The sequence below is a fragment of the Halomonas binhaiensis genome, from assembly GCF_008329985.2.
Lineage (GTDB): Bacteria > Pseudomonadota > Gammaproteobacteria > Pseudomonadales > Halomonadaceae > Halomonas > Halomonas binhaiensis.
Genome location: NZ_CP038437.2, coordinates 4,833,733 through 4,858,057 on the forward strand (window position 1 = coordinate 4,833,733; position 24,325 = coordinate 4,858,057).

Consider the following 24,325-nt stretch of genomic DNA (forward strand, 5'->3'; position numbering starts at 1 on the left):
TGAATAAGCTATTTGTCTGGCCTTGACCTTCTCGCACTGGCAGGGAGGATAGCGGCGCCACATGAAGCGATATCAACAGCTAAGGCATGGCTTTGTGGTGGAAAAACATTCTCTTCACGTGGCCTTGAATGGAAAAATATTCTTGTTCGGCGTCAGTGGATGATAATGATGAAATCCTGTTCTCTCCCTCTACGCTTAATATGTTCCATGCCGTCCCCTCATGATCCTGGGGCAATGCGGTACGGGTTCGATGTATGAATTTTTCGTATGAATTTCCCTGTATGAAAACCAGGTGCGAATGCCATGTGTGAATGGGTACGTAATGCCATGCGGCTGCTGGACAGCGATCAGCGTCGATCCGCTGATACACACTTGTATCGACTGGATATCCCCGGGCTCGAGGCGGCGGGTATCGATATCTATCTGAAGGATGAAAGTACTCATCCCAGCGGCAGTCTCAAGCACCGCCTGGCCAGGTCGCTGTTCCTGCATGCTATCTGCAGCGGCAAGATCCAGGAAGGCACGCCCGTCATCGAAGCCTCTTCAGGCAGCACAGCGGTTTCCGAAGCCTATTTTGCCCGTTTGCTAGGGTTGCCATTCACGGCTGTCATGCCGGCGAGTACCGCAGGCAGCAAGATTGCACAGATCGAAAGGCTTGGCGGCACCTGCCACTTCGTCACGCGCTCTTCTCAGGTCTATACGGCGGCCCGGCAGCTGTCCGAGGAGCGGGAAGGGCACTATATGGACCAGTTCACCTATGCCGAGAGTGCGACTGATTGGCGAGGTAACAACAACATCGCTGAAAGCATCTTTCGTCAGATGGAAATGGAACGTCATGCGACGCCATATGCCGTGGTGATGAGTGCTGGAACCGGAGGTACGTCGGCGACCATCGGGCGCTATATCCGCTATTGTGGACATGCGACCCGGCTGGTGGTGGTCGACCCGGAAAACTCGGTATTTCATGACAGCTATCAACGGCGGGATCCGAGCCTGACGATCGAGGCCAGCAGCCGGATCGAGGGAATCGGCCGACCTCGTGTGGAGCCTTCCTTTCTGCCCGAGGTCATCGACGAGATGTTGCAGGTCGCGGATGCCTCCTCCATTGCGGCTATTCATTGGCTGGAACAGCGCCTGGGCCGTAAGGCGGGTGGTTCCACGGGTACTAACTTGTGGGGAGCCCTGACAATTGCGCAACGCATGCGCAGTGATGGCCACCAGGGTTCCATCGTGACCTTGATGTGTGATGGTGGTGAGCGTTACCTGGATACCTACTATGATGCCGACTGGATCAAGCGGCAGTTTGGTTCGCTGGAACAACCGACGACATGGTTGAACAGCTTTCTCTAGGTCACTCGCTCCAGGTCATTCGCTCTAGGCCACTCGCATCATGCGATCGGGAATGCGGTGGTGTATTTGATCTGTTCCATGGCGAAGTTTGAACTGACGTTGGTCAGACCTTCGGTGCTATTGATCAGTTTCTTGTAGAAGGCGTCATAGGCGCCAATGTCGCGCACAACGACGCGCAGCATGTAGTCCCATTCACCTGACATGCGGTAGAACTCCACCACTTCCTCGAAGCTCATCACCGTCTTGGCGAATGTTTCCAGCCAGCACTTGTCATGACGCTGTGTCTTGATCTGCACGAAGACCGAGAGACCAAGCCCCAGCTTTTCCGGATTAAGCAGGGCAACCCGGCTCCGAATGTAGCCGTTTTCTGCCAGGCGCTTGACGCGTTTCCAGCATGGCGTGGTGGAAAGGTTTACTGCTTCCGCGAGCTCCTTTATGGAAAGGGAGGCATCGCGTTGCAGGAGAAAGAGAATATGACGATCGAAGCCATCCAGGCTGGAAGGCATAACCCCCCTCCTACATATCGGAAGCGAGAATGATAATTCTACTTCTATAAATATATATTTCTAATACCAATTTTGCGTTCACAATGCCATAAAGTTCAAGAGATGTTGTGTAAAATTGTACTTAAATCAGTAATATGTGGTAGGCGATAAGCACGCTTACCAGTTCATCCTAAAGACTGGTTAATGATGGTGTCGAAATGCGTGCAAGAAATGCGTGCAAGAAATGGGTCGCCAAGGAAGATGCCTGTACAGGTTCTAGTCATCACATAGCTGACTGCGTAGGCGTCGTATGGCCTGGCTGTGAAGCTGGCATACGCGTGATTCACTGACGCCCAATACCGCGCCGATCTCCTTGAGGTTTAACTCTTCCTGGTAATACAGGCCCATCAGCAGCTTTTCTCTTTCCGGAAGTTCAGCGATAGCGGCAATCAAGGCCTGGCGCTGTTCGCCTTCGATCAGCTCACTCAGCAGACAGGAGCTCTGTTGATCACAAAAGCCCTGTTCTCCCTTTTCTTCCAGGATCTCTTCGAACGGCAATAGCAACCCATTGTTGATATCGCCGAGCAGCTGCCGATAGCTGACTAGATCCATGTCCATGGTGGCCGCTATTTCATGTTCTTCGGGAGCTCGCCCCAGTTTCTGCTGCAGCTCGCGGATAGTGGTTTCCAGGGCTCGGGCCTGGCGTCGTACTCTGCGAGGTAACCAGTCGCGACTACGCAGCTCATCCAGCATGGCTCCGTGTACGCGCTGACTGGCATAGGTTGACAATTGAGCTCCCTGGTTGGGGTCATAACGTCCCAGAGCCTCGATCAATCCGAGCATGCCGGCTTGAATGAGGTCATCGAGATCGACTCCGGCGGGCAGGCGTACCTGCAGCGCCAGTGCCTGACGCCGGACCATGGGGAGATAGGCTTCCAACTGGGCTTGTGGATCTATCTTGCCTTGGGCTGTGTACATGACGGTTCCCTGTGACATGGAGGATATGCCTCAGCGGTGGTTGACGAGCACGTCTAGCGCTTCGATCGTCACGGGGCGCTGGTCCGGGTGAAGTCGAAAGCGGAATTGCAGTGGGGCGGAGGCGGGCAGGCCGTGAAAGGCATCGCTGGCCCCGCCTTCTGCGGCCAGGTACTGGCAGTGCTGGTTCGCGCAGAGGTAAGCGGACAGCCGACTGCCGGGAGGCGCGCGGTAATGCCAGGACACCCGAGTGATCGCGCCCTTGATGGGGCCAGAAGGTGGCCGGAGAAGAGCAGAGCGTCGTGGTATCTCGCTGGAGGCGACATTCAGACGTGGGGCCGTTGCGCTCCAGGCACCTGGTGTGGCCGTGGCCGAACTGGCGAAGACAATGAGGCAGATGTTCAGCAGAACCACCTGGCCGATCTTGATGGACCAAAGACGTAGAGCTCTGCATGAGGCCATGCTTATCTGGATGTTGGCCATCAGGGGGCTCCCCCGACTTCGGTGGTGATGCGCAGAATACGGTCGTCGGGGATCTCGGCCTGGGACATCACGACCAGATGGTGCAGGCGCTGACGCAGAAAGCGGGCCAGCAGGGGACGCAGGGAATGATGAACTACCATGACCGGCGGTTCCCCGCTGGCATCATGACGATGCAGGGCATCTTCGGTTTGCGTCATCAATGTTTCAGCGAGGCCAGGCTCCAGCGCACCGTTACCGCTCATGGCCTGGGTCAGAACATTTTCGAGCGAGGGTGCCAGGCCGATGACATGGAGTGTCTCCTGTCCAGCAAACCACTGCTCAGTGATGGCTCGGCCGAGTGCTACCCGCACCATGGCAACCAATTCCATGGGGTCTTGCTGGTGGGGAGCATATTCAGCCAGTGTGTCGAGTAGCGTTCGCAGATCGCGGATCGACACGTCTTCATTCAGCAGTTGCTGGAGAATGCGTGTGAAGGCCACCAGGGACAGTGTCTTGGGTATCACATCCTCGATCAGCGACTTGTCATCACTGTCTTTGGCCAGTTTATCGAGGAGCCTCTTCACCTCATGGCGGCCCAGCATCTCGGCGGCGTGGCGGTGAAGCAATTGGTTGAGGTGGGTGGCGATCACCGTGCTGGCATCGACCACGGTGTAGCCATACACCTGGGCCCGTTCACGCTGCTCGGCATCGATCCATAAAGCTGGCAAGCCAAAAGCGGGGTCCTGGGTGGGGCTGCCATCGAGCTGGCCGGATACCTGCCCGGGATCGATGGCCAGCCAACGACCGGGCCAGGCTTCTGCGCGCCCTACCTCAGCCCCCTTGAGCGTGACCCGGTAGCTGTTGGCACCGAGCTCCAGGTTGTCGCGGATGTGTACAACAGGAGGCAGAAAGCCGACATCCTGGGCAAACTTCTTGCGCACACTCTTGATTCTTCCCAGCAGCTCGCCTTTCTGGCGTGAGTCGACCAGAGGAATCAAGCGATGACCGACCTCAAGACCGAGGGTATCGACCAGGCTGACATCATCCCAACTGGCCTCCGGCGCTTCTGGCGCGGTTGGGACTGTCTGTTGCTCCTGGGTTTCCACCAGGCGCTGCTCGGATGTTCGCGTCAGCCACCAGGCCAGGCCACCCAATAGAGCTGTGAACATCAGGAATACCAGGTTGGGCATGCCAGGCACCAGGCCCAGCAGCCCCAGGACTCCGGCAGCCAGCCATAGGACCTTGGGATTGACGAACAGCTGGCTGATCATCTGTTCGCCGACATCCTGTTCGGTGTTGACCCGGGACACTGTGACACCTGCGGCAGTGGAGATCACCAGGGCCGGTATCTGTGCCACCAGGCCATCACCGATGGCGAGCAGCACATAGGTACGGGCGGCATCGGCAAAGGCCATGTGATACTGCAGCAGTCCAATCATCAGGCCGCCGAGTATGTTGACGGCCATGATGACCAGGCCCGCCATGGCATCGCCGCGGACGAATTTGCTGGCACCGTCCATGGAGCCGTAGAAGTCTGATTCCTGGGAAACCTCTGCACGCCGGCGTTTGGCGTCATCTTCTCCGATCAGGCCGGCATTGAGATCGGCATCAATGGCCATCTGCTTGCCCGGCATGGAGTCAAGCATGAAGCGGGCGCCCACCTCAGCGATACGGCCGGCTCCCTTGGTGATGACCATGAAGTTGATGATCACCAGGATCAGGAAGACCACCAATCCGACCGCGAAATTGCCACCGACCAGAAACTGACCGAACGCCTCGATGACCTTGCCCGCGGCGTCTCCCCCTTCGTGGCCATGCATCAATACGACCCGGGTCGAGGCCACGTTGAGCGATAGCCGCAGCAGGGTAGTGAACAACAGCACGGCAGGAAAGGCCGCGAAATCCAAGGGCCTTTCGGAGAACATGCTGACCAGCAGTACCATGACGGACAGCGCAATGTTGAAAGTGAACAGCACATCCAGAATGAAAGGTGGCAACGGCAGGATCATCATCGACAGGATCATGATGATCAGCAACGGGCCGGCGAGAACCTTCATCGGTAGCTGTTTGAGCACGCCGAACAGGCCGCCTTGATTCAGAAGGGCTTTCATGACCGTTGTTCCTGGGATGGGGAGGCTGGGATGGCCAGGTGTTCTGGCACATCAATGGAAGCTGGTCTGGGAGGGGGCTCAGAGCCTTCATGGACGGCGCGTTGGAGTCCAAAGGCCCAGGCCAGAACCTCGGCTACGGCGTTGTACAACTCGACTGGGATTTCACGATCAAGGTCAACGTGGTGGTAGAGCGTTCGGGCCAGGGGGGGCGCGGATAACAGAGGAATGCCAGCCTCATGGGCAAGCTCACGAATTCTTGTCGCCACGTGGTCCATGCCCTTGGCCACGACTTTCGGTGCACCCATGCTGTTCTCGCGGTAACTCAATGCCACTGCATAATGGGTGGGGTTGGTAATGATCACGTCGGCCTGGGGTACCTGACTCATCATCCGGCTACGGGCCATGGCCTGTTGCTGTTGACGAATGCGGCCCTTGATCTGAGGGTCTCCTTCGGATTCCTTGTGTTCCTGGCGGATGTCTTCCTTGCTCATGCGCAGTTTCTTGTTGTGGCTCCATAGCTGATAGGGAACATCGATAAGGACCACCACGACCAAGGTCATCACCATCAACCCACAAGCCCTGGCGATCAGCCGTACGGCCTCGGACAAGGCGGCGGTCAGTGGCAGGCTCATCAGGTCCATGGCATGGCCACGGTGATGGAGAAGAAGGATCGCCCCGATGCTGCCTACCAGCCCTGCCTTGGCAATCGCCTTCCCCAGTTCGGCCAGGGCATGGGTTGAGAGCATGCGTGATAACCCCTTGACTGGGTTGAGCTTTGACAATTGAGGTTTGAGTGACTTGGCCGATAGCAGCCAGCCGCCGAGCAGTGCTGGTGCTGCCAACGCAACCACGCTGAGCAACACAAAAAGCGGTATCAGGTTGAACAGGCTGCGCTGACCGAGCGACAGGGCCTGGTCCAGCATCGGCATGGTCTCCATTGCCTCTCTGCGCTCGAACAGAAAGGCCTGTTCCATGACGGAGCTCAGCAGGTCATACAGCTGATGGCCCAGGGACCATAGGCCAATGACACCAGCCAGAAGCAACAGAAAGGTGGCAAGCTCCCTGGAGCGTGCTACCTGGCCTTCCTCCCGAGCTTTTTCCTTGCGTCGGGGGGTGGCGTCTTCGGTTTTTTCCTGATCGCTGCTTTGGTCGGCCATGACGGTCATCGGGCGAGATAGTCACTGCCCATTGTGCGTCGAGCCATGCTGGTCAAAGGCCGGAAAAAGGCAGTAAAGGACTGTCTTCTCCGGCCTTCAGGATAGGGAAGGTGAAGGGGTTAGAAGCCCAGCTCATCAAGCAGGTCGTCGACCTGGTCCTGATTGGCCATGACATCGGCGTGGCTAGTATCGATCTGTGGCCCGTTGAGTAAGCCCTGGTCTCTTTCCTGGGCCTTCTGTCGTCGGTTTTCCCGGACGTCACTCGCAGGTACGTTATCGAGCAGGACCTGGACCAGTTGCTGCTCGATTTCCCGGATGACATCCATCATGCGCTTGATGACCTGTCCCGTCAGGTCTTGGAAATCCTGTGCCATCAATATTTCAAGCAGTTCCTGGCGGGTGGCCTGGGTATGTTCCGGTACTTCGGCTAGATAGGCCTGGGTATCGTGGATCAGCCTGGCGACTTCCGTGCTGCCTTGCTCCAACGGAAGGGTTTCCTGGCAGGTTGTCCAGCGCTGCTGAAGTGCATTGGCTCGCTCACTCATCAGGTCCTGCAGGGGCTGGGCGCGGTCGATGGCATTGAGAGAGCGCTCTGCGGCCTGCTCGGTCATGGTGGCGATGTAGCTCAATCTGTCTCGCGCATCGGGTATTGCCTCGGCGGCACGTTCGACTTCCTTGTCCAGGCCCAGTTCACGCATGCTGTCGCGCAGCATGCGTGCCAACTGGCCGATGCGCTGCACCATTTCATCGTTGGATGCAGTGGACACAAGGCCGGGATTGATCGTCCGTGGTTCGCTCATCATTGTCTCCTGGTAGTGTCCTGGATCTCATATGCCAAGCTTCTCGAATATCTTGTTCAACTTTTCCTCAAGTGTGGCGGCGGTGAAGGGCTTGACCACATAACCGTTGGCTCCGGCCTGGGCGGCAGCGATGATGTTTTCCTTCTTGGCTTCGGCGGTGACCATCAGTACCGGCAAGGACTTCAGGCCATCATCTGCACGGATGCGCTTGAGCATTTCCAGGCCATCAAGGTTAGGCATGTTCCAGTCCGATACCACGAAATCGAAAGCTTCTGCGCGCAAGCGGGCCAGGCCTTCTTCACCATCTTCGGCTTCCTCGACATTGGTGTAGCCCAATTCCTTGAGCAGGCTGCGCACGATGCGACGCATGGTGGGAAAGTCATCCACCACCAGGATGCGCATATTCTTGTCGGCCATGGGATGTCCTCTATTGATCCGAATTGATGTGTCTAGCGTTAAAACGTTTCCCAGTCATCGGTATCTTCCGAGGGAGGTTTCTTGCCGGAAGTCTGGGGCGGTCTGGATGCGTCGTCTGTCTCCACCAGAGGCAGGAGCGTGAGCGTGCGATTGGCCAGGGAGGCTGTCTCGTGAGGGGATGATGACAGCCTGAATACGGCCATGGAGCTTTCCAGAGAGTTCGCCTGACGAGACAGGCTTTCGGCTTCTCGGGAGACCTTCTGGACCAGAGAGGCATTGAGCTGTGTCGCCTGATCCATCTGCATCACGGCTTGGCCGATCTGGACGATGCCATCGCTCTGTTCGCGTGAAGCCACGGCGATCTCGTCGACGATATCGCTGACCCGACGCACCGAAGCCACGACGTCCCGCATGGTATCGCCCGCCTGGCGGGCCAAGGAGGCGCCATCTTCCACCTGGCTGGCGGATGTCTCGATCAGTGCCTTGATCTGACGCGCGGCTTCTGCGGAGCGGCTGGCCAGGCTGCGGACTTCTCCTGCCACCACGGCGAAGCCACGGCCCTGCTCGCCTGCGCGGGCGGCTTCGACCGAGGCATTCAAGGCCAGAATGTTGGTCTGGAAGGCAATGGAGTCGATCATGCCGGTAATTTCGGCAATTTCTCGGGAGCTTGAGCTGATGCGCCCCATGGTGTCGACAACCTGACCGACCACTTCGCCACCCTTTTCGGCAGTGTGAGAAGCTTCCAGTGCCAGGTGGCGTGCCTGGCCAGCATTGTCGGCGTTCTGTGCGACGGTGGTGGTGATCTCCTCCATACTGGAGGCGGTTTCCTCCAGTGAAGCTGCCTGCTGTTCGGTGCGTGATGCCAGGTCGATATTGCCGGTAGCGATTTCTTGACTGACGCTGACGAGCTGCATACTGCTCTGGCGTACTCCGCTGACAGTGTTGGTCAGACTGTCCTGCATGTTGCGCATGGCACTGAACAGGCGGCTGAGTTCGTTGCGGCCCTCGACCCTGATCTCTGAACTCAGGTTACATCTGGCGATGTTTTCCAGCGTGGCCACTGACAGTTTCAGTGGCGTCACGATCAGGCGGCGTATACATAGATAGACGGTGCCATAACCCAGCAGAATGGTGGCTAATGCGACGTACCTCAACATCGAGAAATTGGCGCTGACCTTCTCGAATGACGTCATGAGAGCATTGCTGCGATGATTGCCATAGTCGGCGAAGTCGCGCACAGTTCGGTTGAGCTCGAGGATATTCGGGGCCAGTTGGTCGCGCAGCTTGTCATAACCCTCGACATCGCCGTTCGTCAACGCTGTCACCAGTTGTGGTGCCGATAGGGCGACCGCATGATAGGCCTGTTCGACAGCGTCGCCGAGCGCGATACCATCTCCCAGGCGCTCCGATGCAGCGAAGGTGTTGAAATGATGCTCGGATTGCTCGATGCGTTCTGCTGATTTTTCCAGGAACCTGGGTTCGCCGGTGTCACGATAGACTTCCATGTCGAACAGGGCGCTCGAGAACGCCGCGCTGGTCTGATTGAGCTGATTAAGCTGCTGTATGTTGACCGCATCAATTGACGCCATGGTTTGCTTGGCTTCGCCATTGGTCTTGGTGCCGATGGCCACGATCGTGCCGGTGAGCATAATCAGGAACAGCAGTAGCGCTATGATCAACGAGTGAATACTTACATTGCGGAGTTGGTTGAACATTTGAACGATCCTTGTCAGTCACATCTGGAGTGCCTGGTGTGGTTCAAGAGTGCTGTATTCGATAGCGCGATATTCGATGGCGCGATATTCAAGTGCTGTGTTCGAAAACGCTATACCCGCTGGGCTCGACCCGAGGCTGCGACCAGCGAAATCAAACGTGCCGCAATATCATCCAGTGCGACCACTTCCATGGCTGCGTTCAAGGCAATGGCTTCCCGGGGCATGCCGAATACCACACAACTCTGCTCGTCCTGGGCCAATGTCGACGCACCGGCCTGCCGCATGTCGAGCAAACCTATCGCACCGTCCTTGCCCATCCCGGTAAGTAGCGCAGCGACCGCGTTGCGCCCGGCACAGCGTGCGGCTGAACGGAACAGCACGTCGACCGAGGGGCGATGACGATTGACTGGGGGACCATCGTGCAGACGAGTGATGTAGTTGGCGCCACTTCTGGCTAGTTCGAGGTGGTGGTCGCCTGGCGCGATATAGGCATGACCGGGCAGTACACGCTCACCATCCTCGGCTTCCTTGACCGTGATCCGACACAGGCGGTCGAGGCGCTCGGCAAAGGAGCGAGTGAAGCCGCCAGGCATGTGTTGGGTGATCAGAATGGCTGGGCTGTTGGCGGGGAGTGGCTCCAACACCTGGCGAATGGCCTCGGTACCGCCGGTTGATGCGCCGATGATGATCAACTTTTCACTGGATACCATCGGGGCGGCAAGAGTCGCGACCGGAGCGTTGGTTCGGGGGCGCTGGCGGGGCTTCGAACGCGCTGCTGCGCGAATTCGACCGACAATCTCCTCGGCATAATCGAGCATGCCGTTGCGAATCCCCATCGATGGCTTGGAGATGAAATCGACCGCCCCCAGCTCCAGCGCTCGCAGGGTGACCTCGGAACCAGCCTGGGTCAGAGATGACACCATCAATACCGGCATTGGACGCAGTCGCATCAGGCGTTCGAGAAAATCGAGGCCGTCCATGCGTGGCATTTCGACATCCAATGTCAGTACATCCGGGTTGTGCTGCTTGATCAGATCGCGGGCTATCAGAGGATCTGGCGCTACTGCCACGACCTCCATGTCCGGCTCGTCGTCGATGATCTCCTGGAGCAGGTTACGGATTAGCGCCGAGTCATCGACACACAGCACCTTTATTTTCGGCGTGCTCAAATGTCTCTCCTGGAAAACCGGTAGCAAGTGCAGGTTGTGAACGAAAACCGCTGTCGTATACGGCCTGATGGCAGTGTTATCGACGCAATGACGGTGGGCTTTAGGACTCTTTGGGGCTTCCAGATGTTTTTTTGACTTCTGTCGTCAATCCATGGGTTTTTCTCTTGCTCCCTGGCGGTAGCCCATAGACAGTTTGGCCACAGCGCAACAGGACTGTGCTCTGTGCCGCAATATGTTCCGAATGGCCAAGGAACAGCAGGCCATTGGGCTTGAGAAGGGGAATGAAGCGTCCGAGGATGCGTTGTTGGGTAGCTTCGTCGAAATAGATCAGTACATTGCGACAGAAAATGGCATCGAAGGGACCTGTCAGATCCCAGTGGGAAGACAGCAGATTGAGAGAGGAAAAACTCAGGTGACTGGCCAGGTCTGGATGAATCCTGACCTGGCCTTGACGACTGCCTTTGCCGCGCAGGAAGTAGCGATGAACCAGGTCGTCATCAAGCTGTGCAAGGCGTTCCCATGGGTAGATTCCGGCGCGAGCCTTGGCCAGTGCCTCAGTATCGATATCTGTCGCTATGACCTCGAAGCGTTGCTGCGCGAGGCTGCTGGGTCCCAGGGCATCGTTGAGGGTCATGGCAATGGAGTAGGGCTCTTCTCCAGTGGATGAGGCTGCACACCAGACACGCATTCGTCCCTGGCATTGCCGAGCATGCTTTGCCAGCAACGGAAAGTGATGCGATTCGCGAAAGAAAGCCGTCAGGTTGGTGGTCAGGGCATTGATGAAAATCTCCCACTCACTGTTGTCCGGATGCCCATCAAGGCGACTGAGATAATCTCCGAAATGGCGGATGCCCAGCTGTCTCAAGCGCTTGGCCAGGCGTCCATAGACCATTTCCTGCTTGTGTTCGGCAAGCACGATACCCGCGTGCTGGTAAATAAGCGCGCGTATACGATTAAAATCATCTGCTGTCAGAATCAGGTCGCGCCCCAGCGATGCCCTGGCATCGCTGGATACGCTGCTCCCTGATGACTGGTGGAGGGAGGAGAGCCTGTTCAAAATGCCTCCCATTCCTCAGTCTCGCGTTGTGAAGGAATATTTGCTGAAGAAAGAGAAGGCGAATGTGATGAAGAATGTGGTGAGGATGCTATGGAAGCCTGAGAAGAGGCGGAAAATTCTGTCAGCAGGAAATGTCCCATGGTGGTTGTCAGGCGGCGGGCCTCGGCTTCAAGCTGGGTGGAGGCGGTTGCGGATTGTTGTACCAGTTGAGCGTTCTGTTGAGTGACCTGCTCCATCTGGGTTACCGCATCATTGATCTGCTGAATACCATGGCTCTGTTCGATGGAAGCAGAGGCAATCTCATCCATGATGTCACTGACGCGTGCCACGGAGCTCACCACCTCTTTCATCACTCGCCCGGCATCATCAACTCGCATGGAGCCAGCCTCGACCTGTTTCAATGAGGCGTCGATGAGTTCACGAATCTCGCTGGCAGCCCCTGATGAACGGCTGGCCAGCTTGCGAACTTCCTCTGCCACCACGGCGAATCCTCGGCCGTGTTCACCTGCCCGGGCGGCTTCCACTGACGCGTTGAGGGCCAGAATGTTGGTCTGGAAAGCAATGGCATCGATGGTGCTGATGATATCGGCAACGCGATGGGACCCTGTACGGATTCCCTGCATTGTTTCGATCACCTCGTTCACGACTTCTCCGCCCTGGCTGGCTGAGCTGCTGGCTTCTCTGGCGAGTTGACTGGCCTGACGAGCGTTGTCTGCATTCTGGCCCACGGTCGAGGAAAGCTCTTCCATGCTCGATGCCGTTTCCTCTAGTGAGGCTGCCTGTTGTTCTGTGCGTGCCGACAGGTCGTTATTGCCGGAGGCAATATGCTGGGAGCCCTGGTAGATCAGTTCTCCGCTGCTACGCGCTGTTCCCACGATGTTGACCAGACCTTCCTGCATCTGTGCAAGTGAGGTGTACAAGCGTCCGATACAGATAGGTATGCTGGCTTTGTTGCCGATCAAGGGAATCTTGTGCGACAAGTCACCTTTTTCAACGGCCCCGAAGTAGGTGATCAAGCCCGTAAGTGGTCGGGCGACGTTGACTGTAGTGTCCCAGAGCATGCCAATGATGGTGATGATGGCGATGCTCAGCACGACGACGATGCACCACTGCATCAATTTCGTTTGTGCAAGAAAGTCTCGGTACAGCGTGGTGCCCTGGTCTGTGGCAGTGTAAAAGAAGTTCAGACAGGCTTGTTCGAAGCTGTCGACCATCTTTTGAACGTCAGGAGCATTGCGGGTAAAGGCTCCGACGTTATCGTCGGCCAGCCTTTGACGTTGTGGCAGCAGACCATCATTGAGAAGCGTGTCGTAGGTTGTGCGAATATTGCTGAGTAACTCGGTTTGATCAGGTTGTGTTGGCAGGGCGAAAAAACTCTTGATGAGTTGGTTGAGGTCATCGATGTTCTTGTCCAGGCCGGTGACATCCTGTTTAAGCTCTTCGGGCTTGTCGTGCCAGTCGTTGGCCAGCAGTCTGGCGCGGATATCACGCATTCCGACCTGGGTGACCAACTGCGTCGAGATAGCGCGATTCAGCATGGTACGCTGGTCTACATTGACTTCGTTCAACTCGCGGATAGACGATTCGCTGATAGCGGAGGTATAGAGCCCAAGGCCACTTAGAATGGTGACCAATGTAGCAAATAGGCAAAGTACCAGAGACCAGCGCACTTTAATGCTTATGTTATGGAGTTGTTTCACAGCTCTAACCTTCCATGTTTTATGCGATAGAATCGTTGATTGAAAAAATATTTAAATAACTTTTATAAATGGCTGTTTCGCCATGTGGTTGAAGTTGCTCAGAGAGGTGAAGCTAGCCAGAGAGATGAATCCACCCAGAGGCTCAATGGCTTTCAGAAATATGCTCGACGAGTGCGATTTCCTCACTGGTAAGTAAGCGTTCGATATCCACCAGCACCAGCATGCGGTCGTCAAGACAGCCAAGGCCATTGAGATAGTCAGATGACAGGGTGGAGCCGAATTCCGGAGCAGGCTTGATCTGCTCGGGGAGCAAGGTCATGACATCAGAGACACTATCGACCACGATGCCGATCACTCTCTGACCGACGTTGGTCACAATGACGACGGTCTGCCCATCGTAGGCGACCCTTTCGAGGGCGAACTTGATGCGCAGGTCGACGATGGGAACGATGGTTCCGCGTAAGTTAGTGACTCCTTTGATGAAGTTCGGCGCATTGGCGATACGGGTGACATTCTCGTAGCCGCGGATTTCCTGAACCTTGAGAATGTCGATGGCGTATTCCTCGTCACCGAGAGAGAAGACAAGGAATTCCTGATGGTTGAGGTCGCTGGCGACAAGTGCAGAGCCTTCACTCAAGTCGGTCATGGCATCATTTCCTGTGACATAGGTGGCTGGGGCAGAAAAGCAGGTATCGTCTGGTCATGCTGGCCTGGTGACAGGGTGGCTTTCTTGTGACGATGCAGGCGATGTAGATCAGTGATATCAAGAATCAGCGCAACGCTACCGTCGCCGAGAATGGTGGCCGCAGAAACACCGGGAACGCGGCGATAGTTGGTCTCAAGATTTTTCACCACCACTTGTTGCTGGCCGATGAGATCATCTACCAGCAAGGCATAGCGCCGCCCTTCTCCCTGCACGATTACGGCAATAGCTTCGGTTGGCTCGGTACAGGCTCCGTCCACGTCCAGTGCTTCGTGAACAGTCACAATAGGGAGATATTCATCACGGACCTTGAGTACCAGGTCATCGCCGGTGATGGCGTAAAGGTCTTGCTTGGCTGGCTGTAGCGATTCGATAACTGCTGACAGAGGCAGAATGAAGGTTTCCTTGCCAGCCCGGATCGACATGCCATCGAGAATGGCGAGTGTCAGCGGCAACACGATGCGAGTGGTGGTGCCTTGCCCGGGACGTGAGAGAATCTCGACATGCCCGCCCATGGCCTGGATGTTGCGCTTGACCACATCCATGCCAACGCCGCGCCCGGAGACATCGCTGATTTCTGCGGCAGTGGAGAAACCCGGAGCAAAGATCAACTGCCAGACTTCCTCATCGCTCATGGCGTCCGAGACGTTTAGCCCGCTTTCGCTGGCCTTGGCGAGAATGCGCTCGCGATTCAACCCGGTGCCGTCATCCATCACCTCGATGAGAATGTTGCCGCCCTGATGCTGAGCCGACAGCGTCAGGCGCCCGGTAGAGGGTTTGCCGGCCGCCGCTCGCGCATCGGGGAGCTCGATACCGTGGTCGAGACTGTTGCGCACAAGGTGGGTAAGGGGATCGATGATGCGTTCGGTCAGGCTCTTGTCGAGTTCGGTGGACTCTCCTTCGGTGACCAGTTCGATCTGTTTGCCGAGCTTGCTGGCCAGGTCGCGAACCAGGCGAGGGAAGCGGCTGAAGACATAGTCCATTGGCACCATGCGAATGGACATCACGGCTTCCTGCAAGTCTCGTGCATTGCGCTGCAGTAGGCTCATTCCGCCGAGCAGCGCGGCATGCTCGTTGCCCTGCAACTCGCTGACGGTCTGGTCAAGCATCGACTGGGTGATGATCAGCTCACCAACCAGGTTGATGATCTGATCGACCTTGTCCACGGCAACCCGAATGGAGCCATTTTCCTGGGCGGGCTTGGCTTTTGCAGGCCGGATGGCTGGGGAGCTGGCTTTCCTGGAGGGGGGCGTGTCAGTAGCCGGCACCTTGTCGACGGGCGTTGGTGTGGTGCTCGCCATGGGAGTGATGCTGACCTGCTCTGGTTCGACAATGAAGCACATCACCGCCTCGATGGCATCGGCATCTTCTGTCGTGGCCAATACAACCCGGCACTGGTCTGCATCACTGTGCTGTTCAACTATGTCTCCCAACTGCCCCAGCTCTTCTATCAGCAGACCTATATCCTGTTCGCTGACGTTGTTCAGTGTGACAATCAGGGATTGCGCGGCCTGTGGGGCCTGTGCGGAAGGCAGAGAGGTGGCACTACTCTCGGATGCCGAAGTGCCGGAGGTTTTCTGGCCGTCGCCAATTTCCTGGTCAGCGATGCTGTTCAGGACATGGCAGGCCTGCTCGAAGGCCGCTTGATCAGGAGTGGTGCCATGGCGATAGGCCGCCAGCTGGTCACTAAGTTCGTCCTTGGTGGCAAGAAACGCATCGATGAGTTCCCCTCGCAGCTTCAATTCACCACGTCGGGCGTGATCGAGCAGGTTCTCCAGCAGGTGCGTGGTGCGCTGAAGCGCTTCAAAGCCGAAGGTTCCGGCGCCTCCTTTGATTGAATGAGCGGCGCGGAAGATGGCATTGAGCTGCTCGATGTCCGGCACGTCAGGGTCAAGGGCCAGAAGATGCCCTTCCATGTCTGCCAGCAGTTCTTCGGCTTCCTCGAAAAAGGTATCGCTGAAATCTTGGATATCCATATCGGTGTGGGCTCAAGGAGTGTTCGTGGAGCGGGAAGGCGGCGTGACCGGGCCGGCAAGCATGTGGTCCTTGGCCTGGGTCTGCTGTGATGCAGGCAGATCCAGAGTGCCTGGGTGGCGGATCGATTCCGCTACACTCGGGAACAGTACGACCAGCTCGATACGTCGATTGATGGGGTTGTCTACTGTGGTGCCCGGCATTGCGACCTGATCGGCCAGTCCTGCCACTCGTAGCAGTTTGTCGGCATCAAGGCCGTTGGCCACGAGTGCTCGCCGGGATGCATTGGCCCGTGCAGCCGAGAGTTCCCAGTTGCTGTAGCCCATGCGTCCATTCAAATAGGCCAGGCTATCGGTGTGGCCACTGATGCTGATGGCATTGGGCTGGTCATTGAGCAGAGGTGCCATGGCCCGCAGTAGCTCACGCAGATAGGGCGCAACATCATCGCTTCCAAGCTCGAACATGGGACGCTTGGCGTTGTCGAGCAATTGAATGCGCAGCCCTTCCTGGGTGATATCGAAGCGCAGCTGCTTGCGTAAATCCTTCAAGTCAGGATTCTTCAGCAGTGCCTGTTCAATACGCCGCTGCAGTTCACGAAAGGCCCGTCGTTGTTGCTCGCTTGGCCGATGCTGCATACGAGGATTGAGGCGAGCCTTCTCTCCCTCGATGGAGGTCGGGTCGGGGCCTCCTCCGGGAATGACCTGAGAGCTGATAGCCTGGCTGTCGCCGTTGGAAAGTGCGGTGATCAAGGGTGTGCTGAAGTAGTCAGCAATGGCCTCGCGGGTCTCGGGGCTGGATGATGAAAGGATCCACATCACCAGAAACAGAGCCATCAGAGCGGTCATGAAATCAGCCAGGGCAATCTTCCAGCTACCGCCATGATGCGCGTGCACGATCTTCTTGCGACGGATGATGATGGGGCGAGACTTGCCTGGTGCACTCATGAGCCTCCCCCTTGGGATTTGGCGTCACGAACATGGCTTTCCAGTTCGCTGAAACTGGGGCGCTCGCTGCTATGCAAGGCCTTGCGGCCAAACTCTACCGCCAACTGCGGAGGGTAGCCGTGCAGGCTGGCCAACAGGGTGACGCGTAGGCACTGCAGGACCTTCAGGGCCTCATTGGTCTGTCGTTCGATACGTGATGCCAGTGGGCTGATGAAGCCGTAACCCAGCAAGATGCCGAGAAAAGTACCGACCAGAGCATGGGCAATCATTTCCCCCATTTCGCTTGGATCGGCTGTTGCCGAGCTAAGCGCCTTCACCACTCCCATGACGGCAGCCACGATGCCGAAAGCCGGCATGGCATCCGCCACCTTGTTGATGGCATCGGCGGGCATGTGGGCTTCCTGTTCGAACATCTCGATTTCGTGCAGCATCAGCTCATCGATCTCCATGGGATCCATGTTTCCCGTCACCATCAGACGCAGATAATCGGTGAGGAAATTCATGATCATGGGATCGGCAAGCACCTTGGGGTAGTCATTGAACAGAGGGCTGGAGGAAGGGTCGTCAATGTCGCGTTCAATACTGAGCATTCCATCCTTGCGGGCTTTGGAAAGCAGGCGGTACTGAAGGGCCATCAGTTCCATGTACATGGCCTTGTTGTAGCTATTGGAGCGGCGTAACCGGGAGAAGATGCGGAAGGTGGACTTGAGTGCCTTGCCATGATTGGAGGCGACGAAAGCACCTGCGCCAGCACCACCGATCATCAGTAGCTCCAGCGGTTGAAAGAGAGGCCCCAGGCTGCCGCCCGAAAGTACATAACCGCCGAATACCGACGCTAGAACAATCACAAATCCAATAGGTATCAGCACGTCCGGGATCCTCAGCAGAGCCATGGAGAAGGTATGCTGAGGTTATCGACCGAAAATGCGGGAACTTGAGAAAATGGACATATGAAAAGTGGACAGACAATGAAGCGGGCCGTCAGGCCCGCTTGGCTTCAGCTTCTCGGCGTTGCCGAGTCTTCCCAGCCCGGGATGGTGGCTGACAGATGCCACACACATAACCATGGGCCGGTGTATGTGCATGAGCAACAAAACGGCCTCGGCAGCGGGTACAGCTGGAGAGTTGCAACAGGTCGTTCTCGAAGAAGCGAATCAGGGTCCATGCTCGTGTAAGTCCCAGTACAGGCTCCGCTTCCTCATCTCCTGCGGCGACTTGCTCGGCGTATAATCGGTAACCTTTGACAAAGGCTTCCATACGCACGCAACCCTGTATTCTCAGTCGCTGATAGTAGGCATAGAACAGCGATGAATGAATATTGGGTAACCAGGTAATGAACCAGTCAGTGGAGAATGGCAGCATGCCCTTGGGGGGGGATTTGCCCCGAACCTCCTTGAACAGGCGGATCAACCGGGCGCGGCTCAGGTCTGTCTCGGTTTCCAGTACCTGGAGTCGGGCACCCAGCATGATCAGGTCGATGGCCAATTGAACCTGGCGCATCTCATCGACAAGACTCTTGGTGGATACCATGCTCGGAATTCCTAAGACATTGGAGTGGCGCTAGGGGTTGCCATCAATAGCGATGAGTGAATATGACTGAGTCCCTGTTCCCGTGGGTTGTCGGTGATCTGGCGAAGCTGTTCCGCTGAACCGACTCCCAGGTGGCATAACAGCTGGGTGGTACGGGATAGTCGAGTGAGCTGACGAGCATTCAGGTTGGCCAACAGGCTGGCTTGCTGTGGATCGATGTTCAAACGGAGCATGGCCGTGTCTCGATCTTCTGCCAATAGCCGCTGAGCGAGAAGAAGGTAGGCGAGATTCAGTTCTTGAATCTCGTTGATTAGTGTCGTGGAGCTCATCTTTGCTTGCCTCAATACCTAGATTGATCTGAGTAACAAACGCCGGTCTGAGCTGGCGTCTGGGACAAGGCAAAGGCAAGGTGTATATTGATGGGGTTTTTAATACATTGCATGCCGCATGCTTGTCGTAAGGCTAGTGTCCCTTAATGAATAATACGCACAAGTCGTGATATTAAATCTCATGATGAAAGTCACTTTTTTCTAATCGTCAGGGAAACTGTTCATGACAAAAATCATTAAATGAAAAATATATGAAAAGAGGTATTTTTCTGAAATTTAATTACTTATTTATTTGTTTATTCCAAATGACGACTGTTTGTGTTTGTTCGTTTTGTTATGTAATTGTATTGTGAGTTTGGTTTATTTTATTTATTGTTCTCTTGAGTGCCTGAAGCAGCATTGTCCAGCTCCATAACCCATATCAGTATTTCAGCGATGACATGATAAAGACGAGGAGGGATCTGTTCATCCAGGTCCAACTGCATTAACAGTCCCACCAGTTCCGGTTCATCATGAACGTAAATATCATGAAGCCTGGCTTCAGCAATGATGCGATCAGCCAATTCCCCGTATCCCTTGGCAAGTACTCGCGGAGCATCGTCACTGTCGGGGGCATAGCCCAGTGCCAAGGCTTGGCGAGGCGGTGATGAAAGGTGTTGCTGGGGTGAAGACCGAAATCCGCTGGAAGGACTGTCAGGGTGTGCCATGGTGGGGGCCTCCATCTTCCGCTGGCGATGAAAGTGTTACCTGAACATGTTCAAGGCCATGTCCACGCAAGCGTGCCTCGAGTGCAGCCTTGTGATGTTCCAGATATGGCCTGCGTGCTTCGTCAAAGTTGGTCAACGCAATATCCAGGTGAGACTTCGTCATGCACAGATGGGCACTGATGCAACCTAGCGTATTCAGGTCGAGGTGCAATTGGGTGTCCCAGGCGTTCTCCCGCCCGGCGTCGTCTTCCTTTGTGACAGAAGGGTTGTCATGATCCGGGCACTGCCATGCCGCTGGCTGCATCAACAGGGTCATGAACATCCCAAGCCAGGCCTCCCCTTCCCAGCGCAGTTGAGGCGTCACCAGCATTTCCAGCTGATGACGCATGAGGGCTTCCAGGACATTTGTGGTGGGAGAGGGAAGGTGGTTGTGCGGTTCCCGGGTGAGTTGCGTGATATCCATGTCGCCCTTGAACCAGCGCGCCAGGTGCGCTTCATAGAACAGACCGCTGTCACGCACGCTGCCATTCAGTCGTCCAGATAGTTCATGCACGATATTGGCATGTTCGTCACTGGGGGGGGCGTTGGTGCCTGGTGTCTGGGACGTGGAAAGGCGCATGGGCATGGTGTCCAGAAGCGGCCGGGATGGCGCAAGCCGCGAAGGCATGGCAGGAAACCGTTGCAGCAATTCGGCGATGCGCCACGCGGACTTGCTCAGGTGAGGCACCGCCGACGCATTGGCGGGTTCGCCAGAACGGGCCAATGATGCGGAGGCAGCCGGTCGGGACGGGTTGCCTGTCGTCTGTTTCGTCGCATGTGCTCCAACGCTGGTGCTGGCGGTTTCACCTTGCAGGCGCGAGTCACTATGTGCCGGACGTGTGAAGCGACTTGGGTCGACAGGCGTCACCGGAGCATGAGGGGCCCGCGTCGCCGGCACATCCACTCGCTTGCCGAGTACCTGATGCAGCAGAGTATCGATGAGGGGGGTCAGGCCGCTCACGATGTTTTCTGCCGAAACCGGTTGCCCGCATTGATGATTCTGCCGCCAACATAAGTGCGATTGAGGTCCTGCTTGCAGCGTGAAACCTGGATCAGGTGTCCCAGTGCATCACGGTGTTCAATGAGCTGTTGGCGCAAGGCCTGGTCATTGGCAAGAATGGCTTCGATCAACTCGCGCAGACGTTTCTGAGAAGCTTGATCGAGTTGATCCGGGGTCACAGTGGGGAGGCTTGCTGTCTTCTCCATATAATCTGTTTCCAGGGCAATCAGCTCTTCCCATGAGGCATTGCGGGAAAGCTCCAGCATGCGACAGGTCATTTCCAGCAGCGTTTCGTAGCGATTGACGAGTGGCATGAGGTTTCCTGCTTGGCAATGTTTGACTTCAGGAGGCATGGGGATCTCTGTCTGGTGAAATCTCACGCCAGGCAGAGGCGATGGTCTCAAGCAAGTGTTCCGCCTCATCGAGAGCGACAGTATCGTTATTCAGATTGGCCACGATCAGACGACGTGCAATGTATTCGTACAGCGAATCGAGCTGGTGGGCGATATCAGCTCCGCGTTCATGATCAAGGGCTGCTCGTAATCCGCTGTTGACGATATCCAACGCCTTGGCAATGGCTTCTCCCTTGGCCGTCGTATGGCCTTCCTCGAGGTGCAGGCGAGCTGTTCGTATCGACATCAGAGCGCCATCGAACAGCATGACGATCAGTTGATGAGGGCTGGCTGACATTGCGCTGGTTTCGATGCCGATACGGGCATAGGCATATGCTCCCCGTCCATGCCCGGGGGAGCTGGTCATCATGGCCATCTGGAGGTTCCTGTCAGTTGGATCATGGTGGATAGGCGGTTGGGTTTATTGGCTTGTCTGAGCATTGAGAGCATCAAATTGCTGCGTCAGATAATTGCTGGTCTGGTTCATGCTGGCGATCATGGTGTCGAGCTGGCTGAACTGCTTGCGATAGCGTTCTACGGTATCGTTGATGGTCTGCTCAGTGCGCACGTATTGCGCATTGACTGTCTTGAGACGTGTTTCGAGGCCGGTGGTGGCGTTTTCCAGCAGGCCATCGTCATCCAGGATGTTGTCCAGAGTGGTGGCGAGTTGATCGGCATATCCGGACTTGGCGGTTTCTTCGGTGCTGCCACCGCTGAAAAAGGTCACCAGGTCTTCGCGCTGGTGAGCGATGACGTCGTCCAGGCGTTTGTCATCGAGTTCGAGAGTGCCATTGAGCTGCAAGGTAATACCGGTATCGCTGAGAGAACCCAGGCCTTCGGCGTCAGGGGTGAAGGCAAGCGCACTGCGCAGGCGTTCATCGATACTTCGCAGCGTAGCGTCGCCCAGTAGCTCACCGGCTGCACCGCTATCCGCGTTGAAGCTGGTCAGCTCGCCGATGGTGCCCTGCAGGTCGTTGTAGCTATCAACGAAGGAAGTGATGGTATCGCGCAAGGCAAAGTTGTCGTTCTCTACGGTGACGATACTGTCGCCTGTGGCACTGAGTGTCAGGGTGACGCCTTCGATAGCACCTTCGACCTTGTTCGAGGCACTGCTGATGGCAATGCCATTGACCGTCATTTCAGCGTTCTGGGCGCTGACAGTCTCTTCCATGTTACCGAGATCAAGCGCACCTTCGAGAGTCGTGTCACTGCCCGACGCGGTATATGACAGATCCGATACAGTGGCTTCAGTGCCTGTTTCCTTGCTTGTCAGCACCAGGCGGTAGGGGGCATCGGGGGCGCCATTATTGACGATGGTGGCACGCACACCAGCATCGGAGGCATTGATGGCATCACGAATGCCTTCCAGTGAACTGTCTTCCTGGCTGATGTCGATATCGAGGCTTTTGCCTCCCACCGTCAACGACAGCGTTCCACCACCCAGTTCAGCATCACGTTTGTCGAAACCTGCCGAGGCAAGGCTTTGGGCTCGAGCCAGTTGGCTCACACTGATGTTATAGCGTCCAGCTTGAGCACTGGTGCTGTCGCTGGCGGTGATGCCCTCTCCCTCGACATTGCTCGACAGGCTATTGAAAAGATCCGGATCCTTGAGCTTGCTCACCGCATCCTGGAAGCTTGTCAGGGCGCTGTCGAGTTTGCCATAGGCAGAAATCTTGGCCTCGTAACTTGCCTGTCGGGCCTTGATGGGGTCCAACTGCTTGCGCTCGGCCGCTTCCAGCTGATCAAGCAGGCCATTGAGATCCAGGCCAGAGCCGATACCAAGGCTAGAGATAGAGGGCATAGCGTCATTCCTTTTCAGTGGTCATAGTTTGCCCGTGTCATATGCGACCAGTCGCTCGAAAAGCGGCCGTCGACAGGGGCATATCTCTTTTATCGGCGTCATCCTTGTTGGCTTGAGGGAAGAAAGAGGTGGCATGAGGGAGGTGGAAAAAACAATGAGAAAGTAGGCCAGGCAGATAGAGGGAGGCATGACGGAGCTTTCGTTACCGGGAAAGGAAAAATTTTTGCATGGAGGCTAAAGGTTCTGATTCAGACTCCGATAACAGGGGTAACGGCCAATGGCGCCGTTGCGGTGGGCCAGAAGCTCGCCAATGGAGCCTTAACTCTTATCCTTGGAAAGGAAGACATCATGTCCGTCATCAACACCAACATCACTTCCATGATTGGTCAGCAGAACCTGAACCGTTCACAAAACTCTCTGACCACTGCCATGGAGCGCCTTTCCTCCGGTCTGCGTATCAACAGCGCCAAGGATGACGCTGCCGGTCAGGCCATCGCCAACCGCATGACCTCTCAGGTCACGGGTCTGAACCAGGCGCAGCGTAACGCCAACGATGGTATCTCTGTTGCCCAGACTGCTGAAGGCGCCCTCAACCAGGTCAACGACAACCTGCAGCGTGTTCGTGAGCTGACTGTTCAGGCCCAGAATGGCACCAACTCTGCCAAGGACTTGAACTCCATCCAGAAGGAAATCGGTCAGCGCCTTGACGAGATCGATCGCATCTCCGAAGAAACCAGCTTCAACGGCGTCAAGGTGCTGGCCAAGGACCAGGACCTGTCTATCCAGGTCGGTGCCAATGATGGCGAGCAGATCACTCTCAACCTGAAGGAAATCAATGCCGAGACACTGGGTCTGGATACCTTCAATGTCAACTCTTATCAGGGGACTCTGGCCGCCGCTGCCGATGGAGACCTGAAGGATTCCACTGGTGTTGATGTCAAGGCTGCTGACATTACGGTCACGGATAGTGAAGGCGCTATCAGCGATGCCACTCTGCAGAAGGATGAAGCAGGCAACTACTTCGTCCAGGGTACCAATGCCAAAGGCGATACGGTGTCCTTCGCCGTTGACGAGAACGACTTCGCTATCACTGATAGCCCGGATGGTGGTACTACTGCCCCGACAGCAGCCGTCACTTTCAGCTCCAAGGATACTGAGCTGACAGAAGCCAAGACCGCTGATCCGCTGGCGACTCTGGATACTGCGCTGAACTCTGTCGATACCCTGCGTTCCGACCTCGGTGCGATCCAGAACCGTTTCGAATCTGCCATCACCAACCTGAGTACCACTGAAACTAACCTGTCTGCGGCTCGTTCACGCATCGAAGACGCCGACTACGCGGTGGAAGTGGCCAACATGACTCGCGCTCAGATCCTGCAGCAGGCCGGTACTTCTGTGCTAGCCCAGGCCAACCAAGTGCCACAGGGCGTTCTCTCCTTGCTGCGCTGATGCTTCCTTGATCCTTGGTACTACCCCTTTTAGTACTGCTTCCTTGGTACTACCCCTTT

Annotated in this window: 24 protein-coding genes; 2 read left to right on the forward strand and 22 right to left on the reverse strand. The window is 56.3% G+C overall.

Going from position 1 to position 24,325, the window contains the following annotated elements; all coding sequences use genetic code 11:
• The first annotated feature begins 303 nt into the window (after window positions 1-303).
• Window positions 304-1,350: a PLP-dependent cysteine synthase family protein gene (locus E4T21_RS21090; RefSeq protein WP_149286903.1), complete on the forward strand. Its 1,047-nt coding sequence runs from the start codon at window positions 304-306 to the stop codon at window positions 1,348-1,350.
• 38 nt (window positions 1,351-1,388) lie between these two features.
• Here E4T21_RS21090 and E4T21_RS21095 read toward each other — a convergent pair whose 3' ends face one another.
• The 22 genes from E4T21_RS21095 to fliD form a co-directional block, all read right to left on the reverse strand.
• Window positions 1,389-1,856, reverse strand: coding sequence for an Lrp/AsnC family transcriptional regulator (locus E4T21_RS21095; protein WP_187775055.1), 468 nt, complete (start codon window positions 1,854-1,856; stop codon window positions 1,389-1,391).
• A gap of 255 nt (window positions 1,857-2,111) precedes the next feature.
• Window positions 2,112-2,813, reverse strand: coding sequence for an RNA polymerase sigma factor FliA (locus E4T21_RS21100; RefSeq protein WP_149287360.1), 702 nt, complete (start codon window positions 2,811-2,813; stop codon window positions 2,112-2,114).
• 30 nt (window positions 2,814-2,843) lie between these two features.
• Window positions 2,844-3,293: a flagellar protein FlhE gene (locus tag E4T21_RS21105; RefSeq protein WP_149286904.1), complete on the reverse strand. Its 450-nt coding sequence runs from the start codon at window positions 3,291-3,293 to the stop codon at window positions 2,844-2,846.
• Window positions 3,293-5,383, reverse strand: a complete 2,091-nt coding sequence (flhA, locus tag E4T21_RS21110; protein ID WP_149286905.1) for a flagellar biosynthesis protein FlhA — start codon at window positions 5,381-5,383, stop codon at window positions 3,293-3,295. Before flhA ends, E4T21_RS21105 begins: the two co-directional genes overlap by 1 nt.
• Window positions 5,380-6,540, reverse strand: a complete 1,161-nt coding sequence (gene flhB, locus E4T21_RS21115; protein WP_149286906.1) for a flagellar biosynthesis protein FlhB — start codon at window positions 6,538-6,540, stop codon at window positions 5,380-5,382. The genes flhA and flhB overlap by 4 nt, the downstream gene beginning before the upstream one ends.
• Window positions 6,541-6,659: 119 nt before the next feature.
• Complete coding sequence (gene cheZ, locus E4T21_RS21120; protein ID WP_420827716.1) at window positions 6,660-7,340, reverse strand: protein phosphatase CheZ; 681 nt, start codon at window positions 7,338-7,340, stop codon at window positions 6,660-6,662.
• Between the two features lie 27 nt (window positions 7,341-7,367).
• Window positions 7,368-7,757 carry a chemotaxis response regulator CheY gene (cheY, locus tag E4T21_RS21125; protein ID WP_149286908.1) on the reverse strand — a complete coding sequence of 130 codons (390 nt, stop codon included), beginning with the start codon at window positions 7,755-7,757 and terminating at the stop codon, window positions 7,368-7,370.
• A 38-nt stretch (window positions 7,758-7,795) separates the two neighbouring features.
• Window positions 7,796-9,472 (reverse strand): methyl-accepting chemotaxis protein, encoded by a 1,677-nt coding sequence (locus E4T21_RS21130; RefSeq protein WP_149286909.1) that lies wholly within the window; start codon window positions 9,470-9,472, stop codon window positions 7,796-7,798.
• Between the two features lie 110 nt (window positions 9,473-9,582).
• Window positions 9,583-10,641, reverse strand: a complete 1,059-nt coding sequence (locus tag E4T21_RS21135; protein WP_149286910.1) for a protein-glutamate methylesterase/protein-glutamine glutaminase — start codon at window positions 10,639-10,641, stop codon at window positions 9,583-9,585.
• 100 nt (window positions 10,642-10,741) lie between these two features.
• Window positions 10,742-11,698, reverse strand: coding sequence for a CheR family methyltransferase (locus E4T21_RS21140; RefSeq protein WP_338036107.1), 957 nt, complete (start codon window positions 11,696-11,698; stop codon window positions 10,742-10,744).
• Complete coding sequence (locus E4T21_RS21580; RefSeq protein ID WP_420827717.1) at window positions 11,695-13,398, reverse strand: methyl-accepting chemotaxis protein; 1,704 nt, start codon at window positions 13,396-13,398, stop codon at window positions 11,695-11,697. Before E4T21_RS21580 ends, E4T21_RS21140 begins: the two co-directional genes overlap by 4 nt.
• A 142-nt stretch (window positions 13,399-13,540) precedes the next feature.
• Window positions 13,541-14,044, reverse strand: coding sequence for a chemotaxis protein CheW (locus tag E4T21_RS21150; protein WP_149286912.1), 504 nt, complete (start codon window positions 14,042-14,044; stop codon window positions 13,541-13,543).
• Entirely contained in the window at window positions 14,041-16,077 is a 2,037-nt protein-coding gene (gene cheA / locus E4T21_RS21155; protein ID WP_149286913.1) for a chemotaxis protein CheA, read from the reverse strand. Before cheA ends, E4T21_RS21150 begins: the two co-directional genes overlap by 4 nt.
• A gap of 12 nt (window positions 16,078-16,089) precedes the next feature.
• The gene (motB, locus tag E4T21_RS21160; RefSeq protein ID WP_149286914.1) at window positions 16,090-17,019 is read right to left on the reverse strand and encodes a flagellar motor protein MotB; all 930 of its coding nucleotides are present in this window, start codon (window positions 17,017-17,019) and stop codon (window positions 16,090-16,092) included.
• On the reverse strand, window positions 17,016-17,888 hold the full coding sequence (motA, locus tag E4T21_RS21165) for a flagellar motor stator protein MotA (protein WP_149286915.1): 873 nt from the start codon (window positions 17,886-17,888) through the stop codon (window positions 17,016-17,018). Before motA ends, motB begins: the two co-directional genes overlap by 4 nt.
• Before the next feature lie 112 nt (window positions 17,889-18,000).
• Complete coding sequence (gene flhC / locus E4T21_RS21170) at window positions 18,001-18,549, reverse strand: flagellar transcriptional regulator FlhC (RefSeq protein ID WP_149286916.1); 549 nt, start codon at window positions 18,547-18,549, stop codon at window positions 18,001-18,003.
• Between the two features lie 11 nt (window positions 18,550-18,560).
• Complete coding sequence (locus E4T21_RS21175) at window positions 18,561-18,878, reverse strand: flagellar transcriptional regulator FlhD (protein ID WP_149286917.1); 318 nt, start codon at window positions 18,876-18,878, stop codon at window positions 18,561-18,563.
• Window positions 18,879-19,243: 365 nt separating this feature from the next.
• Window positions 19,244-19,585 carry an EscU/YscU/HrcU family type III secretion system export apparatus switch protein gene (locus E4T21_RS21180; RefSeq protein ID WP_149286918.1) on the reverse strand — a complete coding sequence of 114 codons (342 nt, stop codon included), beginning with the start codon at window positions 19,583-19,585 and terminating at the stop codon, window positions 19,244-19,246.
• Complete coding sequence (locus tag E4T21_RS21185) at window positions 19,572-20,585, reverse strand: flagellar hook-length control protein FliK (protein WP_149286919.1); 1,014 nt, start codon at window positions 20,583-20,585, stop codon at window positions 19,572-19,574. The genes E4T21_RS21180 and E4T21_RS21185 overlap by 14 nt, the downstream gene beginning before the upstream one ends.
• Window positions 20,582-20,938, reverse strand: a complete 357-nt coding sequence (gene fliT / locus E4T21_RS21190; RefSeq protein ID WP_187775057.1) for a flagellar protein FliT — start codon at window positions 20,936-20,938, stop codon at window positions 20,582-20,584. Before fliT ends, E4T21_RS21185 begins: the two co-directional genes overlap by 4 nt.
• A 28-nt stretch (window positions 20,939-20,966) precedes the next feature.
• A complete protein-coding gene (fliS, locus tag E4T21_RS21195; protein WP_149287362.1) occupies window positions 20,967-21,383 on the reverse strand; it encodes a flagellar export chaperone FliS in 417 nt (138 codons plus the stop codon).
• A gap of 54 nt (window positions 21,384-21,437) precedes the next feature.
• A complete protein-coding gene (gene fliD, locus E4T21_RS21200) occupies window positions 21,438-22,817 on the reverse strand; it encodes a flagellar filament capping protein FliD (RefSeq protein ID WP_149286921.1) in 1,380 nt (459 codons plus the stop codon).
• 348 nt (window positions 22,818-23,165) lie between these two features.
• Between fliD and E4T21_RS21205 the strand changes: the two genes are divergently transcribed.
• The gene (locus tag E4T21_RS21205) at window positions 23,166-24,266 is read left to right on the forward strand and encodes a FliC/FljB family flagellin (protein ID WP_275898212.1); all 1,101 of its coding nucleotides are present in this window, start codon (window positions 23,166-23,168) and stop codon (window positions 24,264-24,266) included.
• Window positions 24,267-24,325 lie beyond the last annotated feature (59 nt).